The sequence below is a fragment of the Methylophaga lonarensis MPL genome (genome assembly GCF_000349205.1).
Lineage (GTDB): Bacteria > Pseudomonadota > Gammaproteobacteria > Nitrosococcales > Methylophagaceae > Methylophaga > Methylophaga lonarensis.
This window is the reverse complement of record NZ_APHR01000001.1, coordinates 1-21,688: the sequence shown is the minus strand read 5'-3', so window position 1 is coordinate 21,688 and position 21,688 is coordinate 1. Positions and strand designations below refer to the sequence as shown.

18 protein-coding genes, 1 pseudogene and 1 riboswitch are annotated in these 21,688 nt (G+C 45.9%); all 19 genes and pseudogenes read right to left on the bottom strand.

Going from position 1 to position 21,688, the window contains the following annotated elements:
* Positions 1-122: 122 nt before the first annotated feature.
* On the bottom strand, positions 123-1,031 hold the full coding sequence (locus tag MPL1_RS00090) for an NAD-dependent epimerase/dehydratase family protein (protein WP_040576715.1): 909 nt from the start codon (positions 1,029-1,031) through the stop codon (positions 123-125).
* A 191-nt stretch (positions 1,032-1,222) separates the two neighbouring features.
* A complete protein-coding gene (locus MPL1_RS00085) occupies positions 1,223-2,140 on the bottom strand; it encodes a glycosyltransferase family 2 protein (protein ID WP_009725094.1) in 918 nt (305 codons plus the stop codon).
* A gap of 157 nt (positions 2,141-2,297) precedes the next feature.
* Positions 2,298-3,656, bottom strand: coding sequence for an oligosaccharide flippase family protein (locus MPL1_RS00080; protein WP_009725093.1), 1,359 nt, complete (start codon positions 3,654-3,656; stop codon positions 2,298-2,300).
* A 15-nt stretch (positions 3,657-3,671) separates the two neighbouring features.
* The gene (locus MPL1_RS00075) at positions 3,672-4,472 is read right to left on the bottom strand and encodes a polysaccharide pyruvyl transferase family protein (protein WP_009725092.1); all 801 of its coding nucleotides are present in this window, start codon (positions 4,470-4,472) and stop codon (positions 3,672-3,674) included.
* Positions 4,473-4,619: 147 nt separating this feature from the next.
* Positions 4,620-6,491 carry a NosD domain-containing protein gene (locus tag MPL1_RS00070; protein WP_152417525.1) on the bottom strand — a complete coding sequence of 624 codons (1,872 nt, stop codon included), beginning with the start codon at positions 6,489-6,491 and terminating at the stop codon, positions 4,620-4,622.
* 386 nt (positions 6,492-6,877) lie between these two features.
* Positions 6,878-7,768, bottom strand: a complete 891-nt coding sequence (locus MPL1_RS00065; protein ID WP_009725090.1) for an ExeA family protein — start codon at positions 7,766-7,768, stop codon at positions 6,878-6,880.
* 3 nt (positions 7,769-7,771) lie between these two features.
* Positions 7,772-8,596 carry a CpsD/CapB family tyrosine-protein kinase gene (locus MPL1_RS00060; protein WP_009725089.1) on the bottom strand — a complete coding sequence of 275 codons (825 nt, stop codon included), beginning with the start codon at positions 8,594-8,596 and terminating at the stop codon, positions 7,772-7,774.
* 28 nt (positions 8,597-8,624) lie between these two features.
* Complete coding sequence (locus MPL1_RS00055; protein ID WP_009725088.1) at positions 8,625-10,409, bottom strand: LPS biosynthesis protein; 1,785 nt, start codon at positions 10,407-10,409, stop codon at positions 8,625-8,627.
* Positions 10,410-10,432: 23 nt separating this feature from the next.
* Positions 10,433-11,578, bottom strand: a complete 1,146-nt coding sequence (locus MPL1_RS00050) for a porin family protein (RefSeq protein WP_009725087.1) — start codon at positions 11,576-11,578, stop codon at positions 10,433-10,435.
* An 18-nt stretch (positions 11,579-11,596) separates the two neighbouring features.
* Complete coding sequence (locus MPL1_RS00045; protein WP_009725086.1) at positions 11,597-12,154, bottom strand: polysaccharide biosynthesis/export family protein; 558 nt, start codon at positions 12,152-12,154, stop codon at positions 11,597-11,599.
* A gap of 1,320 nt (positions 12,155-13,474) precedes the next feature.
* Positions 13,475-13,984 (bottom strand): VPLPA-CTERM sorting domain-containing protein, encoded by a 510-nt coding sequence (locus tag MPL1_RS00040; protein WP_009725085.1) that lies wholly within the window; start codon positions 13,982-13,984, stop codon positions 13,475-13,477.
* Positions 13,985-14,012: 28 nt separating this feature from the next.
* Positions 14,013-14,096: riboswitch (cyclic di-GMP riboswitch) on the bottom strand.
* Positions 14,097-14,392: 296 nt separating this feature from the next.
* Positions 14,393-14,971: an exopolysaccharide biosynthesis polyprenyl glycosylphosphotransferase gene (locus MPL1_RS13805; RefSeq protein ID WP_235045480.1), complete on the bottom strand. Its 579-nt coding sequence runs from the start codon at positions 14,969-14,971 to the stop codon at positions 14,393-14,395.
* Complete coding sequence (locus MPL1_RS13800) at positions 14,944-15,795, bottom strand: Capsular polysaccharide synthesis enzyme CpsA, sugar transferase (RefSeq protein WP_009725083.1); 852 nt, start codon at positions 15,793-15,795, stop codon at positions 14,944-14,946. The genes MPL1_RS13805 and MPL1_RS13800 overlap by 28 nt, the downstream gene beginning before the upstream one ends.
* A gap of 22 nt (positions 15,796-15,817) precedes the next feature.
* Positions 15,818-17,218, bottom strand: a complete 1,401-nt coding sequence (locus tag MPL1_RS00030) for a mannose-1-phosphate guanylyltransferase/mannose-6-phosphate isomerase (protein WP_009725082.1) — start codon at positions 17,216-17,218, stop codon at positions 15,818-15,820.
* A 12-nt stretch (positions 17,219-17,230) separates the two neighbouring features.
* Positions 17,231-18,211 carry a UDP-glucose 4-epimerase GalE gene (gene galE / locus MPL1_RS00025; protein ID WP_009725081.1) on the bottom strand — a complete coding sequence of 327 codons (981 nt, stop codon included), beginning with the start codon at positions 18,209-18,211 and terminating at the stop codon, positions 17,231-17,233.
* Between the two features lie 234 nt (positions 18,212-18,445).
* A complete protein-coding gene (gene purC / locus MPL1_RS00020; RefSeq protein ID WP_009725080.1) occupies positions 18,446-19,156 on the bottom strand; it encodes a phosphoribosylaminoimidazolesuccinocarboxamide synthase in 711 nt (236 codons plus the stop codon).
* 19 nt (positions 19,157-19,175) lie between these two features.
* Positions 19,176-19,937, bottom strand: coding sequence for an MBL fold metallo-hydrolase (locus MPL1_RS00015; RefSeq protein WP_009725079.1), 762 nt, complete (start codon positions 19,935-19,937; stop codon positions 19,176-19,178).
* On the bottom strand, positions 19,937-20,956 hold the full coding sequence (gene bamC, locus MPL1_RS00010) for an outer membrane protein assembly factor BamC (protein ID WP_009725078.1): 1,020 nt from the start codon (positions 20,954-20,956) through the stop codon (positions 19,937-19,939). The genes MPL1_RS00015 and bamC overlap by 1 nt, the downstream gene beginning before the upstream one ends.
* 17 nt (positions 20,957-20,973) lie before the next feature.
* A pseudogene (dapA, locus tag MPL1_RS00005) lies at positions 20,974-21,688 on the bottom strand (4-hydroxy-tetrahydrodipicolinate synthase); the annotation flags it as partial.

Below are 21,688 nucleotides of genomic sequence, written 5' to 3'. Positions count from 1 at the left end.
TGCTGATTAATCCCTAATACGAGCATGCATTTGATTGTCTTAATTATCTGGGAGCTGAAAATACAGTTTTACCAGGCATTGATTCAACCCTCTCAATGCATATTTTTTGACCTATACTTTGATCAAGCTTGATTAGATAGAGTCAGTTTCAACCCATTCTCAATGGTTGTCTTAGGCGTCCATCCGAGTGTTGCCCTGGCCAGTTGATTATCAAGAACCACCTCAGGAACATCAAAGTTACGTTTTTCCTGATAGATAACTTCAATCTTTTTATCAAGAAACTTTTCCATCATTTCGACTAGTTGATTGAGAGAATAACCGACACCGCTGGATATATTGAATGGCCCACGTTGACTGGTGTACATCGCCTTAACACAGGCTGAAACTACATCATCAATGTATACGTAATCTCGAACAACACTGCCATCACCCCATATGGTAATTGCTTGCCCCGAATTTATCTTGTCGACACACGTGCCAATAAAACCCTGTACGCCCTTACGAGTCTGGCCTGGACCATAGGGATTCGATGGTCTAAGAATAGTCACATCGAGCTGATACAGTTCGGCGTACATTTGCAGATACTTCTCGATAGCAAGTTTTACAATGCCATAACTACAGGTCGGGTTGGTTGAGTGACACTCGTTGATCGGCAGAGAGACGGGATTTCCATAAACAGTCCCTCCCGATGATAAGTAGATAATTCGCTTCACATCCGTAGCGCGCATCAGCTCAAGCAGCTTTACAGTATTCACAAGGTTGCTTTCAACATCGTGTACAGGATTTTTATTTGAAGTTGATGGCACGGAGGTGCTAATCAAATGAAAAATCAGATCGACGCCTGTCATTGCTTCAGCAAGACTCATTACATCCGAAAAGTCTGCCTGTGTGGCACTGGCAAGTTCAGGCATTTGGTTGATGAGGACACGGGCATCACGATCAAACACACTGACTCTATGCCCATCTTGTAGCAACCTACGAATGAGTACGCTACCAATAAAACCGGCACCTCCCATAACAAGTATATTCATACTGTCTCACCCATTAGTTCTGTTCTGTTTTTCACGCGCGGCAACACTCTCAATACATAAAGTATATACGACATGATCTTCATCTCTGCGCTGAAACTCATCGGCCAGGCTACAGTGACACTATTTCAAATTACCATTCAAATATTGTTACAGCAAAGAGATCATTAACCAGTCTCATAGAACATCCTGGTTTAAAAAACCTCATCAGCTGATCGTTTCCATGGCTGATCTCGTAGGATGAATACCATATAACCCGGATCCATTTTTGATGTGGTGAAGAGATGGTAAATTAATTTCAAAATTGAGGTCGGCTTGAAACTGAGATGATAGCTAAATACATTTTTCCATCTTCTCATTCTGTGACGAAGCAAGCGGTTCTTAATGAGTTCTTGTTTCGTAGGATCATCTATAACTGCAGGATGTTTTTGTAGTTTCTTGATCAATCTGATTGCCGAGGCGTGGAGCTTACCAGTCTTGGTAATTGAGTTGGCAACAGGTCTATAGACAGCGTAGCCACCCTGCGTCCTGACAACCTTACCACCTGCCAGGATTATGTTGAGTCTGAGCACTGAGTCGGCAAATGATTTCATGCTTTCATCATAACAACCCAGTTGTCGCACTGTTGAGGCTTTATACATTTCACAAGCAGGAAATGGAGGTGGCTTGAGAAGAAATAATTCCAATGGTGTGTCTGGCTGATCGGGGTAGGTTGTTCTGGCTATCTCAGATAAATTACCTTGCCCATCAATACCCCTGTTATCAGAGCAGTAAATATCAACCTCTGGGAAAATTTTTGCAGTTTGGACATGCTTTTCGACAAGATCGTCTGACATCCAGTCATCAGAGTCTAAAAAAACGACATAATCACCTTTTGATGCATAAAAACCTGCATTTCTTGCCGCACTAACACCCTTGTTTGTTTGACTGATAATTTGGATTTTATCTGCATAACCAGATAAAACCTCTAAAGTCTTATCGGTAGAGCCGTCATCTACAACGATGATTTCAATATTCGAGTAAGTTTGATTCAACGCACTGTTAAGCGCATCTGTTATGTATCGTTCACGGTTGTAACATGGAATGACGATGCTGACTAATGGATCTGACATGATTTCTCACTCTTGATTGGCTACATTTTCAGTGCATTTATCCATAAACTCCCGCCCCCTTTTGTCCTAACCACTGTCATTCCCAGACATTCAGCGCTTCCTCAAATACCACGAATGGATTTATTCTCCATCGTGGACTGAACAAAAAGTTGTCTAGTCATATTGGAATCTTTGCCGAAGTGACCAGATAACCGATGTAGTAGTAGGCGATCAACGCAGCAAAAGCAATAGCAATTAAATCAATCTTAGCTTGCCATATTTTATTTCTGTAGGCGATCCATGCGGTAACCGGATACACCAACCACTCAACCATGGTCAATCCAATTACTAGGCCTGGAACACCCCATAATTGATATCCAAATATCATCATAAAAACCTGAACGGGAAGTTTAATAAAGTTAATAACAAACAAACTTGCAGAACCACCCTTGGCCAGAACTGCACTGTGGTATGTCAGAGATAAGGCACCCACAAGTGTACTCAGCGGCAAAATCTGGATCATCCAAACGGCATCGGCGTAACGCTCATCGTAAAGAATATCGATCAGCATCGCCCCAATGACAATCATGCCAAGAGAAATGCCCCAAGCACTACTTATAAGTAACAAACGTGTTTTGGTTAGTACCCGCTGCAAACGTTTTATATCACTGCCTCTAATTACCTCTGCATATGAGGGAAACAAAACTCTTGTTGTCAACGTCTGCATCACGGATTGGGCAACAGAGTTAAACATCGCCGCTATAGTGTAGATACCTAACATGGCCGTACCTACAAGGTACCCCAGTAGAAATTTGTCTACTTGCATGACCAAAAATGTGAGCGCCGTACTAAAAAATATCCATTTGCCAAACCTGAAAATTTCCTTCGCATATTCCAGGTTAAACTCAAAACTATTTTTGGAACCTGTCAGAATGGTGTGACTGAGAATCATTTTTAGGAATGCCCCTGCCAAACCTCCAGCTACCAGAGCCCAGACAGTTGGATAGATCAATACCCAGACAATCATCACCACAATTGAGACTATTTGAGTCAAAAAGTCCATGACTGTAATGCGAGCCAAAGTCAAATCCCGGTTGGCGGTGATAAGCTTTGTAGAATTAAAACCAGCGATGACTGCGGTAAGACCCGCGACAGGAATCAAAACCTTGAGTGAAGGCTCGTCAAAGATGCCTGCGTAAAATGGCGCAGTCAGTACAGCCATCAACCAAACAATGACACCACGCATGATTTGCATGGTCCATGCTGTATTGAGAAAACGTGGAACATTTCCATTTTTATTTTGAATGATACTCGGTCCAGTACCAATATCAGAGAGCATGCCAAGCCCCTGCATAAATACCGTCACAAGCATCATGAGACCGAAAGCTTCAGGAAACAGAAGCTTTGCGAGAATAACATTACTACCGAGTCGAATTAGTTGACGGCCACCATAGCTGCCTATGGTCCACATCCCACTATTAATTGTTCTTTTCTTTAGCGAAACGTCGTTGGCGCTCTGCAATGGCTTATCTTCCATTCTGAGATACTTCTATCAATCGATGCCATGCCATAAATCGAATGGAAAGGAGTTAATAATAGGCTGGGAGATATTGCTAATGTCTATCGGCTGTTCCCCCCCCATCGATAATGCCTGTTCGATAGAGTCTGCAAATGCAAAGTTGTCTCTTCCTGTCCCGGTAAAATAGTCAGCATATTTAAATTCGTGTTCATTATTCGACCGAATCGCCCTTGCAGGGATGCCCAATGATTCAGCAATGATGATTGCGTGCAGACTTGTTCCTGTCACAAAACGACTTTTTGCTATTCTTTCAAGGCAATTCATCAACCCACTTTGAGGTGAATACCATAACTCGTCACTGAACCTTGGTATATCGTTGTAATTGGGGATAAAGGTATAGTCATAACGAGGTGTTTTTTGGAGCTCTTTTAAATGAGGGTAGATAAGGGGTGTCAACAGACCAGGATCTCCGAATACCTCAGGTACATCAATGCCACGTTCTATTAAGATATCTCGGGTTAGAGGCCCTCTAACAGACCTGACATCAAGCTCAGAAAAGTGCAAAGACGTCAGAGGAACTTTCCCATTTATCCCACTTCCCCAAATCACATCACCATCTCTGGCAAAATGTATGATGGAACCAATGGTCAAAAGCCTTACATTTTTTTGCGCTGAGAATTTTCCGTACTCATTTCTGAGCAAATGTTGAGCAACTAGAGGGCCAAGTAAGTCGCCGAAATTATTCAGAGGTTTTTTAATAGGGAAAATACGCCCTAACCGACCACTAAAAATTTTTCTCTTGGGATTGTAATGAACAATTTCTATTTCAGACAAACTTCGATCTCATCGCAGACTAACCCTGTCTCATATTTTTCCTGTGACACCAGCAAAAGTATAGGACATGTGACAAGCTTCACACAAACACAAAAAAAGCTGGTTACTTTCGTAACCAGCTTTTCTCGTCAACAATACAACCTTCTGTCACATCATCATGCAGCGACCACGTGCGAATACACGACACTGACTTTCATCGACATCTGAAATATCATTTTCAGTGACGTCTTTCACATCATCAATCGTCACGGCTTTGATTGATGAGTTACCTGGCTGAGCATTCGCAGACCTTGAACTACTGTTTCCCTTTGTACTGTCAGAAATAGCCGTTGTGCTACCTGAATCGTTTGTTTCGACAGTTCCGGCAGCGCTTGTGTTTGAGTATGTAGAACCGGTATATCCATCGTCCGCCAAAGTCGACTCTGCGTCGCTACTTGATGTAGAGCTGGTGCCTCGACTACTGCTTGTGCCACCGCCGCTACTTCCACCTGTGGTTCCTGAAGATGCTGTCGTTTCAGTTGTGGTAGATTCGGTTACAGTAGTTTCGCCTGAAGCTCTTGGGCTAATAAAGACTGTCTCATCAACCTCTGTTGCACCTTCGCTGGAAGCCACTTCTTCATTAGCCTGCTGACTGTCTGAAGTAGCTTTTTGATCTACTATTGCTTCTGCCACCTCTTCTTGGCTGACATCGGTGTCTAGAGCAGGTTCATCAATGATTTTGACACTGGTATGAGCATCGCAAGTATTGCGTGAGACATCAGTTTCGAGATTACCGGCCTCTTGTTGTATACATCTTGAGCGAGAGTCTGTGGAAGACAGGCTTATCTCATTATTGTAGACATCAAACTCATGAGAGCCACGCAATAATATACCGTGTGCAAGATCATGGTTTGCTACGATTTTATTGTTGCGTATAGTTACATTTTCAGACTTTAAGGAATTCTCTGTCTTGTTGGGAACAGCAATACCTGTTCTCAGAACATTACCTTCATCAACAATAATGTTATCAGCAATTAAAACGTTTTTACACGAAGCACAGCCAATACCCAGGTTGCCTACGTTGAACAATTTGTTGTTGGTAATAGTTAGGCCGACAAAAGACTCATCCAACTGATTGCCTGGGTCAACAGCTATACCCCAGCAATGTTGGCCGACTTTACCGGCTTCTTCACGAATGATGTTGCCGTCAATGTACAAGTCTTTGATTATGCCGTGAACAACAAATGATGCACCTTGGCAGAGCCCGTCCACACGAGTTGAATACAACAATGTGTTGTTTGTAAACCTGATGTTTCTATTATAAAAATCCTGAGACTTCACTGGACTGTCAATATAGACGTTGTGATCGAATATTGCGGTGCCGAAACCATTATTTTCAAAATGGTTGTTGTCAATCACGCAATCATTACAGCCACCCAACCAGCCCTGTTTTCTGTTATTAATAATCGTTGAGTTTGTCAGAAAAATTCGATCATTTGCTTGGTTTGAACCACCTTCCGGTTGGTTTGCCCCCGCAGAGTAGACGCCGACGTTAAACCCTTCGATGTGCAGATTGTCCAATGTAACGTCATTGACATCGTTGTATAGCATGACCCCGACATGCTCAAATTTCTTGCTGAGCAAAGTCAAGTTTCTGACAATATAGCCACCATCCCTTCTGGATGTTCCGCCGTTCTGGAAGTTCAGCGGTATGACTCCGTTGGCAACAATTGTCGGTGCTGGCTTAGCTGCATCGCCGTAGTCAGCCATAGTACAAGGCTTTTCAGCACTACATTTCCAATTCGCGATTCGTGCGAATACTTCGGCAGGAAAAACCCCTCCCCTACAAAACAACACGCTTTCACCTGCTTCCATTCGATTAAATGTCTGCATGGCTTTTTCATAACTGAGAAATGGTGTTGCTTCAGAACGGCCGTCGTTATTGTCGTCGCCGTTGTCGCATACATAGTAGTTTTGTGCAGAAGCCGCTGTTGCGAACGCTAACAGCAGACCAGAGAATAGCATAGAAGTAAATTTCATAATCATCGCCCCCCAATGATTTTTTTGCGATTAATGCAGGGTCGATACTAGGGATCGATTTTGCATGTAGCTGTGAGTTGCGTCACAAATCACCTCTAGTTGAGACAATAGTTAACACAAGTGCGAAGCTGTTCACAAATATCAGGTACTTTTCACTCATTAATCGGGGGTTCTTGCATTTCTTCATCTGTGCCACTGACACAATATGCGCAAAAAAAAGCCTGACTAACGTCAGGCTCAAAAACACTCTGGGGGGCAGAGCGTTTTTTATGTCACTCATGACCCGGAGACACCCGCATGGCGATGGGTGACAGAGTCAATTCTATAAATCATATTCATTCTCGTTTGTGAATGGGTTCACAGTTGAGCAAATTAAACCCAAAAAGTTAACGAAGCTGGATATTAAATTGTTCCAAAAGCGATTTTCTGACTCTGGCAACTTCCGGTTTGTCGGACAGTGCGTTGTAAACAACCCTTGAGCTTTGCTTGTCTTTGATCATCTCCTGCACCAGTGCAGCATCAATAAATGTCCTGTCATCAGCAAATGCATACACCATTGCAAAGTCACACAGGTTATTGATTCGTCGTGGCACACCCTCGCTATAACAGAAAATAACGGCACAGGCTTCGTTACTGAAAATGCGTTGTTTAGCACCTGCTTTTTCAAGTCGGTATTCGATGTATTTTTGTGTTTCAGGGTAGCTCAGAGCGCCCAAGTGAAATTCAATGCCAATCCGTTGAGCAAACTGCTTAAGCTCAGGTCGGTTTAATTTATCAACCAGCTCTGGCTGACCTGTGAGGATAAGTTGTAAGAAGATATCACTGTCAATATTGACGTTTGAGAGCAACCTGAGCTCTTCTAAGGACTGAACGGTAAGGTTCTGCGCCTCATCAACGATCAACACGACGCGGCGTCCAGCAACATGTTGTTCAATGACAAAGTTGATGTAATCGCGATAACGACCCGCATTGTCGCTAGCAGTTGACTCAATCTCAAGCGCGTCTAATACCCAGCCCATCAAGTCACCGAATGATTCATGCGTATTGTTGATAAGTCCAATCACACAGTCATTGCCAATCTTACTAAGCAGCGTTCGGATGAGTGTGGTTTTTCCAGCGCCTATCTCCCCCGTTACCACAGTAAAGCCCGCATGACTCATCAAGCCGTACTCGAGCATGGTCAGCGCTTTTCTATGATTTGGACTCAGATAAAAGAAATTCGGGTCCGGTACCAGATTGAAGGGTTTATGGTCTAAGCCAAAGTGTTCTAAATACATTTATCAATAATTCTGGTGTTCTGGTGGACGCTCGGATTTATTCATCACCGTTCCGAGCAAGTGGGTACCCTCAAGCATCTGTAAGGATTTTTTGATGTTGGCATCATTGTTTTTGCCATCTTCCAAAACCAGCAAAGCGGAATCGAAGTAGTTGGTGGCGAGCAGCACATCGTCAGTCTGTAACAATGGCGGTACGTCGAAAATAATCACGCGGGAATCATATTGCGCTTTGATGTCTTCCACCAATTGCGCCATTTTTGGGCTTGAAAGTAGTTCGGCTGAATGTTCAGCACGACCAACGCCAGGCAGCACTACCAGGCGTTTGATGCCAGGGTTCATCAGCACGTCTGACAAACGCAGATTTGATTCAAGGTATTCCTTAAGGCCAATCTTGGCGTTAAGTGAAAAATATTTACTAATGCTTGGGTTACGCAAATCCATATCAACCAGCAATACCGTCTGGTTAAGCTCCATCGCTATCGCAACTGCAAGATTGGCTGCAACGACTGACTTGCCCTCTCCTGCTGTCGGTGAAGTGACGGCCAGTGTCTGCCAATTGTTTGAGCGCATTTTTTTTAATACTTGGGTGCGCAACATTCTGAATACGGCAGAATTTGGATTGTTGTAAAAGCCTGCGATGATTCGATTTTCTGCAAGTTGATCTGGTGTTGCGGGCACAACTTGAGTTTGTGTGTACTCAATATCTGTAATTGGGGCTTGAAGCGGATCCTCAGCCACCTGAGGCTGCGGACGATTGACCGGACTGACGGCTGGTTCTGACGCAGCTTTCTCACGGGCCTTATCAAGCGCTTTTTGAATTCTATCCATATCTGTCAGACATCCGATTAATGAAATATCAGAGCAAGCTAAGCTTGTTCATGAGCTTGAACCAGAACACCTCAAGGTGCATCACGTAAAAGTGAAACACTGCAACGGCAGCAATGCCGGCTGCAATAAGGATGATGAACAGCAATGTCCATTTGAGACGCTTGCGGCGACGGTCACGCTCCGTGGGTATGATGGGAATTACCACTAAAGGTGCCCTGCCCAATGCATGAGTCATTGCATTATAACCACGAACGCCACCAAACAACATTTCATACAAAAAGGCCAAGCCGCCGGTAGCACCGAAGGAAGCTACAACCCCCATCATGGTTAGCTTCCGCCTGTCTGGTTTTTCAGCAGTGTTTGGCACAACAGGCGGCTCAATCAATGTAAAGCTCTCGCCTTTGCTTTCAGCTTCTAATGTTTGTGATAGTTCAGCGGCAAGTTGCTTGGCTCTCAGTTCACGATATTTAGCCAGAGTATTTTCATGGTCACGCGATAAATCTGTGTACTCCTGCTGAACAAGATGTGTTCGCTGGACACGCGCCTGGTATTCTTCTATAAGCGCCCTTAATTCGGCTTGTCTAGTTCTAAGCCGACCCAACTCACGTTCCATTGCATTGATTTGCGCTGTAATCTGAATGTATAGCGGGTTAAGTGGTCGTTCGCTGTTGTTAGTCACGTTAGCAACATCTGTTGTTGCTGCAGTAACCGGTAGTTCAGCCAGTCTAGTTTCCAGGCTACTCACACGTCCTTGCAAGGCAATAATATCGGGATGGCTTTCTGCATAACGCTCCCTGGCACTTTGAAGATCTAATCTGACAGATTCAAGTTCGGCCTCTACCCGAGTTCGCTCGGTTGGGCCATCAACACCAAGTTCTTGTTGTAATGTTTCAATTTGCCTCTCAACTCTGAGTACATCTGGGTGCGTAGCAGCATAACGACTCTTAAGCGCATTCAACTCAAGACGCAACTGATCCAAACGTTGCTGGGATGAGCTGGGTTGAGTACGACCTTGTGCGGCACTAGTTCCTGCGGGAAGATATTGATCTACTGCAGAAAGCTGCATGCCAAGCGTGAGAATCTGATCCTGATTTACAGCAATTTGACGCTCATTAGCGGCGAGCTCACGCTGGAAACCGTCAATTGTGGTCAGATTGAATTGCAACAGTTCTGGCAAGCTGTCGCTGTGCTGGTTTTTAAATTGTGCAATTCGGGACTCGATATCACGCACTTGACGCTGGAACCTATCGCCTTCGTCACGCAGGAATGTAACGGTATCTGCGGCCATATCGACACGAGTTCGAACGTTTTCATCCAGAAATTCGGTTACCAAATCATTGGCCACGCGCTGAGCTACTTGCGGCGATTGATCCATAAACGAAACACGGAATGCAATGCTGGCTCTTCGTGCTCGGCCAGTAGCTGGATCTGTGACATTTGCTTGCACCATCTGAACGCTGACGTTACTTCTGAATGAATTCACAATCGCGGTGTTAGAAGTCATTGCCTGACGTTGTTCGGCATAAAGATTGTGCCTTTCAATGATTGCCATAATGTTGGCTGTTGTCAGAAGTCGCTGCCGGATAATTTCAATCCTTTGATCCGCATAGCTTGTCACCGTTGTCCTTACAAGGTCAGCCGGTATGTCCTGAGTCTCGATGAGAATCAAGCCTTCTGACTTGTATGTCGCAGGTAGTGAATAGGCAACACTGGCAGCGATTGCAGAGAGTATTAATCCAGGAATCAATATCCAGTATTTACGTCGCCACAATATATCCCAGTAGTCACGAAGACCTTTTACTTCTTCTTCCATTATTTCACTCTGTGCGCGGTTGATTAGCGGGAAAAGCGAATGCCATCCCAATTGTAGCCGAACGATACAAAGACAGCATTGCCGTTGATATTATCCTCACGATCGCCCTGAATTTTTCTGTAACGATAGCCCGTGTTGATTGAGGTAGTTTCTGTCATTCTCCAACTCAAGTTTGGCGCTACATCAGTGAATTTTCGTTTATTCGATCCGGTATCGTCGGCTCTCGATGTTTGAGAATAACTGGTACTGAGGTTGAAAGACATTCGGTCTGTTAGCTTTCTGGACCAGTTAAAAGAAACTCGGTCTTGTTGATTCAACACACCTTCGCCAGAGGGATTCAGTGATCGTGAAAGATTGAGACTGAAGTTATCTAGCGTTGTTTGGTGACTCATTGCAACAGAGGCTAAGGTGCCTCTGTTTGAGTCGTTTTGTTTTACCGGCCCAGTTCGAACAGTGCTTTTTAAATAATTGACACCTGCAGAACCCGTAATGCTGGTTCGCTCAGTCCAACGATAACTCAGGTTGACACCAAAGTTGGTTGAATCATAGTCCGAGCGGGTGAATTCCCCTGTTGATTCATACTGGGTATAGCCTGCGTTAAACCCAGCTGAGAACCGTTCAGAAAAACTTCTCGACCATTGTGATGATAATGTCAGAGTGTCATTGTCACTAAAGTTACGTTGGTCGTAGCGAAGTTCAGAGTAGCTCGCATTAAACGCAATGACATCACGTTCTGTGAGCTGATAGCTATAACTTGGTGCTATTCGACGGGACCGAACTGTAGCATCAGAACTAAAATCACCAGTATCTTCTTCTGCAATTGAACGAACCGTCCGCTCTCTATATGAAGCGGATATACCATAGCCGCTTCTCATCGTTTGATAACTCGCTGAAATATCAGCGAAAGGATTTTCTCTGTTCAGCCGACTCAGACTTGCGTAACGCTCGATGTCATAGCCCAAGGACGCTCGGACACTATTGTTCTCCAAAGACCTTGAAAAATTTAACGTTGGACTGACAGAGTAGATAGTACTGCTTTGTTTTGATTCTTGAAGCAGAACGTTATCGTCATATTCGATTTTAGGAGTCAAGCGACCATCAATGACCCACTCTGCCGATAAGGCGGGTGTGGTGAGCGCAACGCCCAGCAAAAGTAGCGAATATCTCATCGAATTGAATTCAATGGCTTATGGAATAACCAGCACATCACCGCTTTGCAGCAGCACATTTGACTCCAGCGCTCTACCACGTTTGATGTCACTGTATCGGACGTTGAGTGTTTGCTGCTCACCGTTGACCTGGCGAAGCACGATGATGTTGTTTTCAGATGCAAATGGGGTCAATCCACCAGCAAGACTCAGTGCCTGCATCGCTCGGAGATTCTGACGCATTACAAATGAACCCGGGTTTTGCACCTTGCCAAGTACGTGAATGCTGTTGCCCTCAACGGCGAGCACCGAGACATTAACAACTGGGTTAGAGATATAGTCGGAGAGTCTGCTGACTAGTTCTTGTTCGACTTCACTGATGGCTTTGCCTTCAGCAATCATTTCTCCGGCAAGCGGGAAACTCATACTGCCATCAGGCAACACAACCACTTGTTTCTGAAGTGCTTCTTCATTCCAGACAGAGACAAAAAGAACATCGCCTGCGTTCAGCAGATAACGATCTTCATTAGCAAAACTCTTGTGGCTCAAACCTGCCAAGAGAAGAATCGCGATAAATAGTCTTATATTCAGAAACATGACAGGTTCCTCTGTTATAAATCACTTGAGTTCATGATGTTAACATGTGATTTTTAATATAAAAAGTTATTTTTGTTTGTGAGCAAGCGATTGAGCAAAATTAAAGATAACACACCTGGTATCTTAGTCGTCGTTACATCGCCTTTACTTCATTACTACTGCTACTACTTCGTCATTCCTGCTTCTACTGCATCATTCCTGCTTCTACTTCGTCATTCCTGCGCATGCGGGAATCTGTTGAGGCCGTGCAGAGATTCCGGACAAACGTTGCACGTTTTCCGGAATGACGAGGTGTGTGGGTTTCACGTCCCCAGAATGATAATGCTCCGTCTTTTCATGCCTCTACTTCATCATTCCTTCATTTATCCCCTTACACCCGCCCCTCGTTCGTTATTCCTGCTTCTACTTCGTCATTTCTGCCCCTCGTTCGTCATTCCCGCCTCTCTTTCGTCATTCCCGCGCATGCGGGAATCTGTTGAGGCCGTGCAGAGATTCCGGACAAACGCTGCACGTTTTCCGGAATGACGAGGTGTATGGGTTACACATTTTCCGGAATGACCGGGTGTGGCCGCACACTTATCGGAAGGACGCTTCTCTCTCTTTCCAGACCCTTACTTCATCATTCCTGTGTTTGTTACGTTGTTTCCGGCAACATGTTGCGATTCTTTATACGCCTCTGTCATCCCGAACCACATTATTGTCATCCCGAGCCTGCCGAGGGATCTCAAAACACCCGCTCAGCCAGGCCTCATACTTCCTTTTGAGATGCCTCCACTTTGGTCGGCATGACATGCTGCTTGTACGCTTTTGTGTCAACCCACACACGCACGTGTCATCCCCTATAAGCATCTGTCATCCCGAGCCACATTATTGTCATCCCGAGCCTGCCGAGGGATCTCAAAACACCCGTTCAGCCAGGCCTCATACTTCCTTTCGAGATGCCTCCACTTCGGTCGGCATGACATGCTGCTTGTACGCTTTTGTGTCAACCCACACACGCACGTGTCATCCCCTATAAGCCTCTGTCATCCCGAGCCACATTATTGTCATCCCGAGCTTGTCGAGGGATCTCAAAACACACGTTCAGCCAGGCTTCATACTTCCTTTTGAGATGCCTCCGCTTCGGTCGGCATGACAGTACAGTTAGAAAAGTTTTTTCCCGTGACTACACAATAGAAACCAGGCATGACATGGCTGTAACGTCTAATCCAGCAAAACAACTTCGCTAGTCAATCAAGCCTGTCCAAATAGAAAAAGGGGACCGAAGTCCCCTTTCCCGTCAAACTAACAATATTGTTAACTCAGTACTACTTGGTGTGCTTAGGCAGCAGCAACTTTCATTGCTCTACGACGCATACCAAAGAAGCCCAGCAGGGCTGGAGCGAGCAGCCATACTGCTGCTGGAAGTGGTACAGCAGTGATACCCAGAGTCAGAGTCATGCCAGCTTTAGCTTCACCGATGATATCGAAGAAGTAAGTTTGACCTGCCAACAACATCATAGTAAAGACAGTACCAGCACCAGTGATAGTTTCAACCATAAGAAAATCACCGCCTTTTGAGATCTGGGCAGTAATCAAATCGGCAGACTGGTTAAATGACCACTCGATTTTTGCCATCGTATCAACAGCAGCTACTACGACATGGCCCATTGAGAAAGAGCCTGTTGTGTTAACTGCATTGAACGAAAATGCACCTGTTGGGTTGTTCACTATTGCAAGATTGGTCGTGTTGTTTGCAACATCATTATCAAATGTTGTCAAATCCAACACAGCCGCATGTGCACTTACCGAGAACAATAATGCTGCAAAAAATAGCATCGCTTTTTTCATAACAATTTCCTTACAAATTGAAAATTAGCAATGCAACCCGGCTGTCTTCAAAACCGCTCAAAGACCCGTGGTTTTCCGTCCTTGCCTCACGACAAGTTTGGCTAACAAATTTAGAGCATCAATGCCCTAAGGAATTTCACCGCCCAGACCCATCTCTCTGACGATGGCTCAACAGTACAGATGTTTTTGTACTGTGAATATTGTACGTTGGTACAGTGACAAAAAAATGACACTGAGCAACGAATTCTTTATATCAACAGCGCCTCTGACACTATTGATTTGATTTATATCCGGTAAGGTTTTGAGACCGACGATGGTCTATTGAATGATCACGCTATGACGAGTGTCTGTGATCATTGTTGTCGCGCTCCTTCACCACATAGCTGAATTGTATGCTGCCTTTTCTGGTTAGTAAACATTTTTACCCGAAAATCCACGCAATATCGTCAACATAATGATCTTCAGGTCCAGCATCAGTGACCAGTTCTGGATATATTGCAGGTCATACTTGACCCTGCCTTCCATTTTATCCAGCGTATCGGTCTCTCCACGATAGCCGTTAATCTGTGCCAGGCCAGTAATACCCGGCTTCACTTTATGCCTCAGCATATAGCCGTGAATTTTTGAACGATACTCTTCATTGTGTGCAACGGCATGGGGCCTGGGACCAACAATCGACATTGAACCACCCAGAGAATTAAAGAATTGGGGTAATTCATCAAGCGATGTTCGCCGTAAAAATCGTCCAAAAGGTGTAATCCGCGGGTCATCTCGAGTGGCTTGTACGACCTTGGGTCCGTCCTCTGCCACATACATGGTGCGGAATTTCCATACCCTGATTTTTTCACCATCCATTCCATAGCGGGTCTGTTTGAAAAACACCGGGCCTTTGGAGGTCGTTTTGATGCAAAGCGCTATGAACATCATAGGAATAGCAATCAGCAGCAGAATCATAAAGCTCAGCACAATGTCCTCAACCCTTTTAATGAGGCTATCAACCCCTGCGAAAGGAGTTTCATAAATACTGATGGCAGTGATGCCTGATATTCAACCCATCGAGAATTCAGTAAGTTGAATGTAAACAAATCCGGCACCAGATATACTGAAGCCGTGGTATCCGCCAACTCTTCAGTGACTTGTTTGATTCTCGCCTCTGCGGCAAGCGAAAGCGTGATAAAGACCACATCCACCTTGCCATCCTTACAATCTTGAATGAGCTGGTCGATATTGCCCACCACTTCAACCTGTTCATCATTAAGTCTTCGATCAGGCGCAGGTTTGCGGTCATCGTAAAAGCCAGTGAATCGATATCCAGACCAATCCATTTCACGGAATGCACTTTCCAGCATATGGCCCAGCGATGTTGCGCCAATAATGGCTACTCTTCGGGTATTTAAACCCTTGGCGCGCATCATGCCTAAGCCTGTTCGCACTATCATGTGCCAAGAGATGATCTCTATCGGTGTGACGATAATCCATATCGCCACAAAAGGTTTTGCGTAGGTTTGCTCGTTGAGAATCAACAGCTCTGCAACGATAAGAATCAAAATTGCGGTGAGCCATGCAAACAGGATGGCATACAGCTCATGTCGTAGATCCGTTCCCCGCCAGGAACGATAGGCATCAAGACTCTCTGCGAAGAAATTAAACAATACGATGGACAGCAATAATGACCAGACATGCTTTGGCTGCCACTCAATTGCAAAGATGTCCATCAAGGCCAGGAAAGTGATCAGGATAATCGCGCTGTCAGCCAGACGGGCAATTGCGTTTAGTTTGGCGTCGTGCTTGCGAATCTTGCCTTGCGTCATAAATATCCTAGTGTATCCGTACTCATTGTCGGTTGTAGTTGTCCTGAATGCGGATAATATCGTCCTCTTCAAGATAGCTGCCGGACTGAACTTCAATCAATTCCAGTGGAAGTCTTCCCGGATTACTCAATCTGTGCACCGCTCCGACCGGAATATACGTTGACTGATTTTCGGAAAGGATAGTGACTTCATCGTTACAGGTTACTTCTGCTGTACCACTCACAACCACCCAGTGTTCTGCACGGTGGTAATGCATTTGTAATGACAGTGATGCACCCGGTTTCACAGTAATACGTTTGACCTGAAATCTGCCACCCGCATCAATGGAGTCATAATGCCCCCATGGCCGGTAACAGGTACGATGAACATCGGCTTCACTTCTTGACTCGTCATTGAGTCTTTCGACCAGTGTCTTGACATCCTGTGAGCGAGACTTGGGTAACACCATGACTGCGTCATGGGTTTCTACGATGATTAAGTCTTCGACACCAATGGCCGTCACCAGTCGGTTTTCGCTGTGAATATAACAGTTTCTGGATGATTCGGTCACCACATCGCCAATACAGACATTTCCGTGCTCATCATGTGGATGGTTTTCCCACAGAGAACTCCAGGAACCCACATCACTCCAACCGGCATCCAGCGGTACCACCATCGCTTGTTGGGTTTTTTCCATCACGGCGTAGTCGACCGAATCGCTTGGGCAATGTTGAAATGCCTCGGCGTCGAGCCGGGTGAAATCAAGATCAGTGCGAATATTGTTCAGTGCTGCCCTGCAAGCCTGAACGATCTCAGGTGCAAATTTTTGCATCTCTTCGATAAACACAGAGGCCTTGAACATGAACATGCCACTGTTCCAGTAAAAGTTACCGGCCTTGAGATAGCTCTCAGCAGTGGCAAGATCAGGTTTTTCAATAAATCTGACCACCTTGGCGGCCTGGCCTTTTTCGGCTGATTCAATATAGCCATAACCGGTATGCGGCTGATCAGCTTGGATACCGAAGGTCACCAAATGATTCTGCCGGGCTAACTTTAATGCATCTTCTATCGCCGCATGAAAAACCGGAACATCTTTAATCACATGGTCAGCCGCCAAAATGAGCAATATCGGATCATCAGCACCCTCCAGTGCTCGCAAGGCGGCTAAAGTGACCGCAGGTGCAGTATTGCGTGCATGGGGTTCAAGAATGATCTCGGTTGCCGATAATCCTAGTTCTCCCAGTTGGTCACCGACCATGAAACGATGATTTTCATTACAGATGATCATTGGCGGTTGTAACTCATCCAGCCCGGACAAGCGCAACACAGTTTCCTGGAACAAACTATGCTCACCAAACAGATTCAAAAACTGCTTGGGTTTGTTTTTACGTGACAATGGCCATAGTCTGGAACCTGTTCCACCCGACAGAATTACCGGAATCATCGCCCGTCTCCTTCAGAAGTTTTCATTTTGATGCCAACGCCATGCTGTTTCGATGATGGCTTCCAATGAGGTGTATTCAGCTTTCCAGCCCAGTTGCTGTTGTGCTTGATGGGCATTGGCGACCAGAATCGGAGGGTCCCCTGCTCTGGGTGCTTCGATTTGATAGTCAATGTGTCGTCCAGTGACCTGACTGGCAGCTTTCACAACGTCCATGACACTAAAACCACTTCCGTTGCCGAGGTTAAAAGCAAAAGCACCGGAACGATTAAATAGAAACTCACCCGCCAGCAAATGCGCCTGAGCCAGATCGTTGACGTGAATATAGTCTCTTATACAGGTGCCATCGGCGGTTGGATACTGATCGCCAAAAATCTTCAGAACATTCTGGCTCGGGTTTACCAGTGATTTCAGCACATTAGGAATCAAATGTGTTTCAGGTTGATGACTCTCGCCAATATCTGCTTCAGGATCTGCCCCACATGCATTGAAGTAACGAAGTGATACCGAATCCAGCCCGTGTGCGTTGGCGTAATCCAGCAACATCTCCTCGACCATTTTTTTGGACTGGCCATATGGATTGATCGGCGATCTTGGATGCTGCTCGTCGATCAGCGATTGTTGTGGATTGCCGTAAACAGCGGCGGTGGAGGAAAAGATGATGCGCTGATGAGAAGTTGCCAACATCGCATCCAGAATATTCATGGTGCCGACAACATTGTTCCGGTAGTAAATCTCTGGTGAAGTTACCGATTCGCCGACCAGTGACTTGGCACAAAAGTGCATGACAAGATCAAATGGCCCATGCTGCCTGAAGCAGTCTTCGATGGCATCGGGATTGAGAATGTCCTGCTGAACCAGGTTTCCCCAACGCACGGCTTCTGCATGCCCCGTGCTGAGGTTGTCAAAAACAGTGATCTCGTGGCCACGCTGTGCCAGATACTTGCATACATGTGAGCCGATATAACCGGCACCGCCAAACACCAAAACCTTCATCAGGTATCATTCCATGACTAATAATTCACTCGAGCCCTAAGGCAGACGTTACGGTTTGTAGTCAACTGGCTGATATAGTGGCTTTTCGACGTTGATTGGTCAACGATGCACCTCAAAGCCGCCACTTCGCTGTGGTCATAAAGCTGGATTATTCTGTTACAACGCTGTGCTGTCTTGGCTATTGTTCACTCATTGTCGCCAGAGCACTAACCTGACACGACTCTGGCTTTCAACCTAAAGCGGCACACCGATTCGTGTTGCGACTTCTTCATAGGCTTCAATCACGCCACCCAGTCCCTGACGAAAACGATCTTTATCCAGTTTTTTGCGAGTTTCAGCATCCCACAAACGACAGCCATCTGGACTGAACTCATCACCCAGGCAGACTTCGCCTTTAAAGACGCCAAACTCAAGCTTGTAGTCCACCAGAATCATACCGGCATCACTAAACAGTTGTTTGAGCACCTGGTTGACTTCAAAGGTCAGTGCTTTCATGCGCTGAACCTGTTGTTCTGTGGCCCAGCCAAAAGTCGCAATGTGGTACTCGTTGATCATCGGATCATGCAGACTGTCATTTTTCAGGAAAAACTCAAACACAGGAGGCGTGAGGTTCATTCCGTCTTCAACACCCAAACGTCTTACCAGGCTGCCTGATGCAACGTTTCTGACTACACATTCCACTGGAATCATCTGCATGTGTTTAACTAGTGATTCCGTTGGATTCAGCAGTTTTTCAAAGTGTGTCGGAATACCAGCCTCTGCCAGTTTTTGCATGATGAAGGCGTTGAATTTGTTATTAACTTCGCCCTTGCGGCTGAGTTGTTCTACTTTTTCACCATCGAAGGCTGATGTGTCATCACGAAAGCTCAGAACGACATAATCCGGATTGGCAGTTGCGTAGACACTTTTTGCTTTGCCGGCGTACAGTTGCTGCAGTTTTTCCATGAACGTTCTCTGTGTAAGGTTACAGGGTTTGACGCCAGCCAAAGCCGGTGTCCTGATTGGCAATACCAATCCAGTCTTGCTGACAATTTAAAACATTTGCTAACAGTGGCGCTACGATCTCGGGTGAATTATTTTTCTCACTCAAGTGCATTGCCACGATATGTTGAAGCTTTTGTGTGTTAATTCGCTCTAGCAAAGCTGCTGACTGGGCATTATTGAGATGTCCAAAGCGACCTCCTACACGATATTTCAGATGATCAGGGTACTCGCCGCGTTCCAACATTTCAGCGTCGTGATTGGCTTCCAGCATCAATGCATCACAATCATTCAAGGCCGCTTCGATAATCGGGGTAATACTGCCGGTATCCGTCAGAAGTCCCACTTTATGTTGTCCAGACTCAAAGACAAACTGACTGGGCTCTCGTGCATCATGGGGGACAGCAAAAGGTGTAACGCCTATATCGTTGATTGCAAAACTTTCATCAAAGCCAATTTCCCGAATCTGGGCTTGCACATCCGCAGATAAACAACCAGCAGAACCCGGTGTCGCATAAATCGGTAATTGATAACGTCTGGCCAGCACACGAATGCCGTTCACATGATCCGCATGTTCATGCGTGACCAGAAGAGCCGTCAGTTGTCTGGCATCAAGTCCGAGCTGTTGCAGACGTTTTTCAGTCTCCCGCGCGGAAAAACCACAGTCCACCATGAGTGTGGTTTTTCCATGCTGGATGATCGTTGCGTTTCCCCGGCTGCCGCTGCCAATCGAGGCGAAACGCATTACTGTGTCAGCTGTTCCTGCAGCAGATCCAGCAGACGTCTGGCAGTATCTGAGTTTGTACGTCGTTCTTCTGCATCGAGAATAATAATTCGAGTGTCAGAAGCATCTGAAATCAATCGGATATAGTAGTACTCTTCAGGCGCTACTTCAGCTGCACTGCGCCAGAATGCCATACGACTCAGCAGACCACGTTTTTCACGCTCAACTTCACTGAATGGATCAATGTATCGAACAAAGTAGGTGCCACGGGTACGGTCACGATCTTCGACACGGAAACCACGTGTATCCAGCACACGACCTACACGACCCCAAACATCACTGAACTCTTGTTCAACCAGCAGTTGCTGACCATCGCCCTCGTCAACCATCGTGACACGGACACTGGTTTGGCTTGGTTGTGTGGCTTGCCTGGCTTGTGCAACTTGGCGTTCCTGTTGGAACAATGTGCCCAGATAATCTGCCAGTTGACGCATCATCGCTTCGTCTTTTTGACGATTGATATTAGATTCATCACGACCTGTCAGTCTGATGCGTGCTGAACGACCACTGTCACCGCGCTCCATACGCAAGCGATATGAATAACCTTCTGGGTCATTTTCTGTATCCATCAAGCCAATACGCTCATCTGCGCGGCGAATACCGATACGTTGCTCTGCCCAGAATGCGTTGACACGCTGCCAGGTTTGATCACGATCACCGGGGACTGTCAGCACGCGGTCATCGCCTTCACCGGTAAGTGTTGGTCTGGCTTCTGGCACAATGTTGTAGCGTGCAGCCAGGGGATTATTGGCCGCTTCTTCATATTCAGAGAAGGTTGCCGTGCTTTGAGTTGTACCAGCAATATCATCATTGATTCGAGAAGTGCTCAAATCTGGTGGGATATCCAGTGGCGGCATGGTGTCAGCGCGGCGATAATTTTCAGTGGTATCAGGAACAACCCTCTCCAGAGCGCCGCAGCCAGTGACAGCAATGCCGATTGCAAGTGTCAGGAAACCGTTTTTAAAGCTTTTTACATTCATTAATCAAGTTCGCTCAATTAGTGATTCAGAACACCTGCAGCACGTAATGCTTCACGTACTGCTTCGTGGTGTTGCTCAGATAAGACCGTCATCGGCAGTCTGATACCGGGTGGGATAAGCCCCATTTCATTTAGTGCCCATTTCACAGGGATTGGGTTTGATTCAACAAACAGTTTTTGATGCAACGGTGCCAATGTCTCATTGATGGCTCGAGCTTCAGACTCATTGCCGTCAAGCGCCGCCTGACACATATTGTGCATCGCTGCGGGTGCCACATTGGCTGTCACCGAGATCACGCCCTGCCCCCCCGCCAGGATAAAGTCGACCGTGTTGGCGTCCTCGCCAGTATACAGCTCAAAGTTGTCAGCGCAGAGTGACTGAATTTCCTTGACTCTACTGACATCGCCAGTGGCTTCTTTGATGCCAATGATATTGTCGATTTTTGACAATCTGGCGACGGTGCCAGGCAATAAATCGCATGCTGTTCGACTCGGAACATTATATAAGATCTGCGGAATATCAACTGCTTCTGCAATCGCCTTGAAATGCAGATACAAGCCTTCTTGTGTTGGCTTGTTGTAGTACGGTGTGACCAAGAGAACGGCATCAGCGTTCAATTGCTTGGCATACTCTGTGAGTTCGATAGCTTCTGAGGTTGAGTTCGCACCAGTGCCTGACGATGACTGGTACTCGCCCTGCAACATGTTCAACCACTTGCCGAATCACATCACA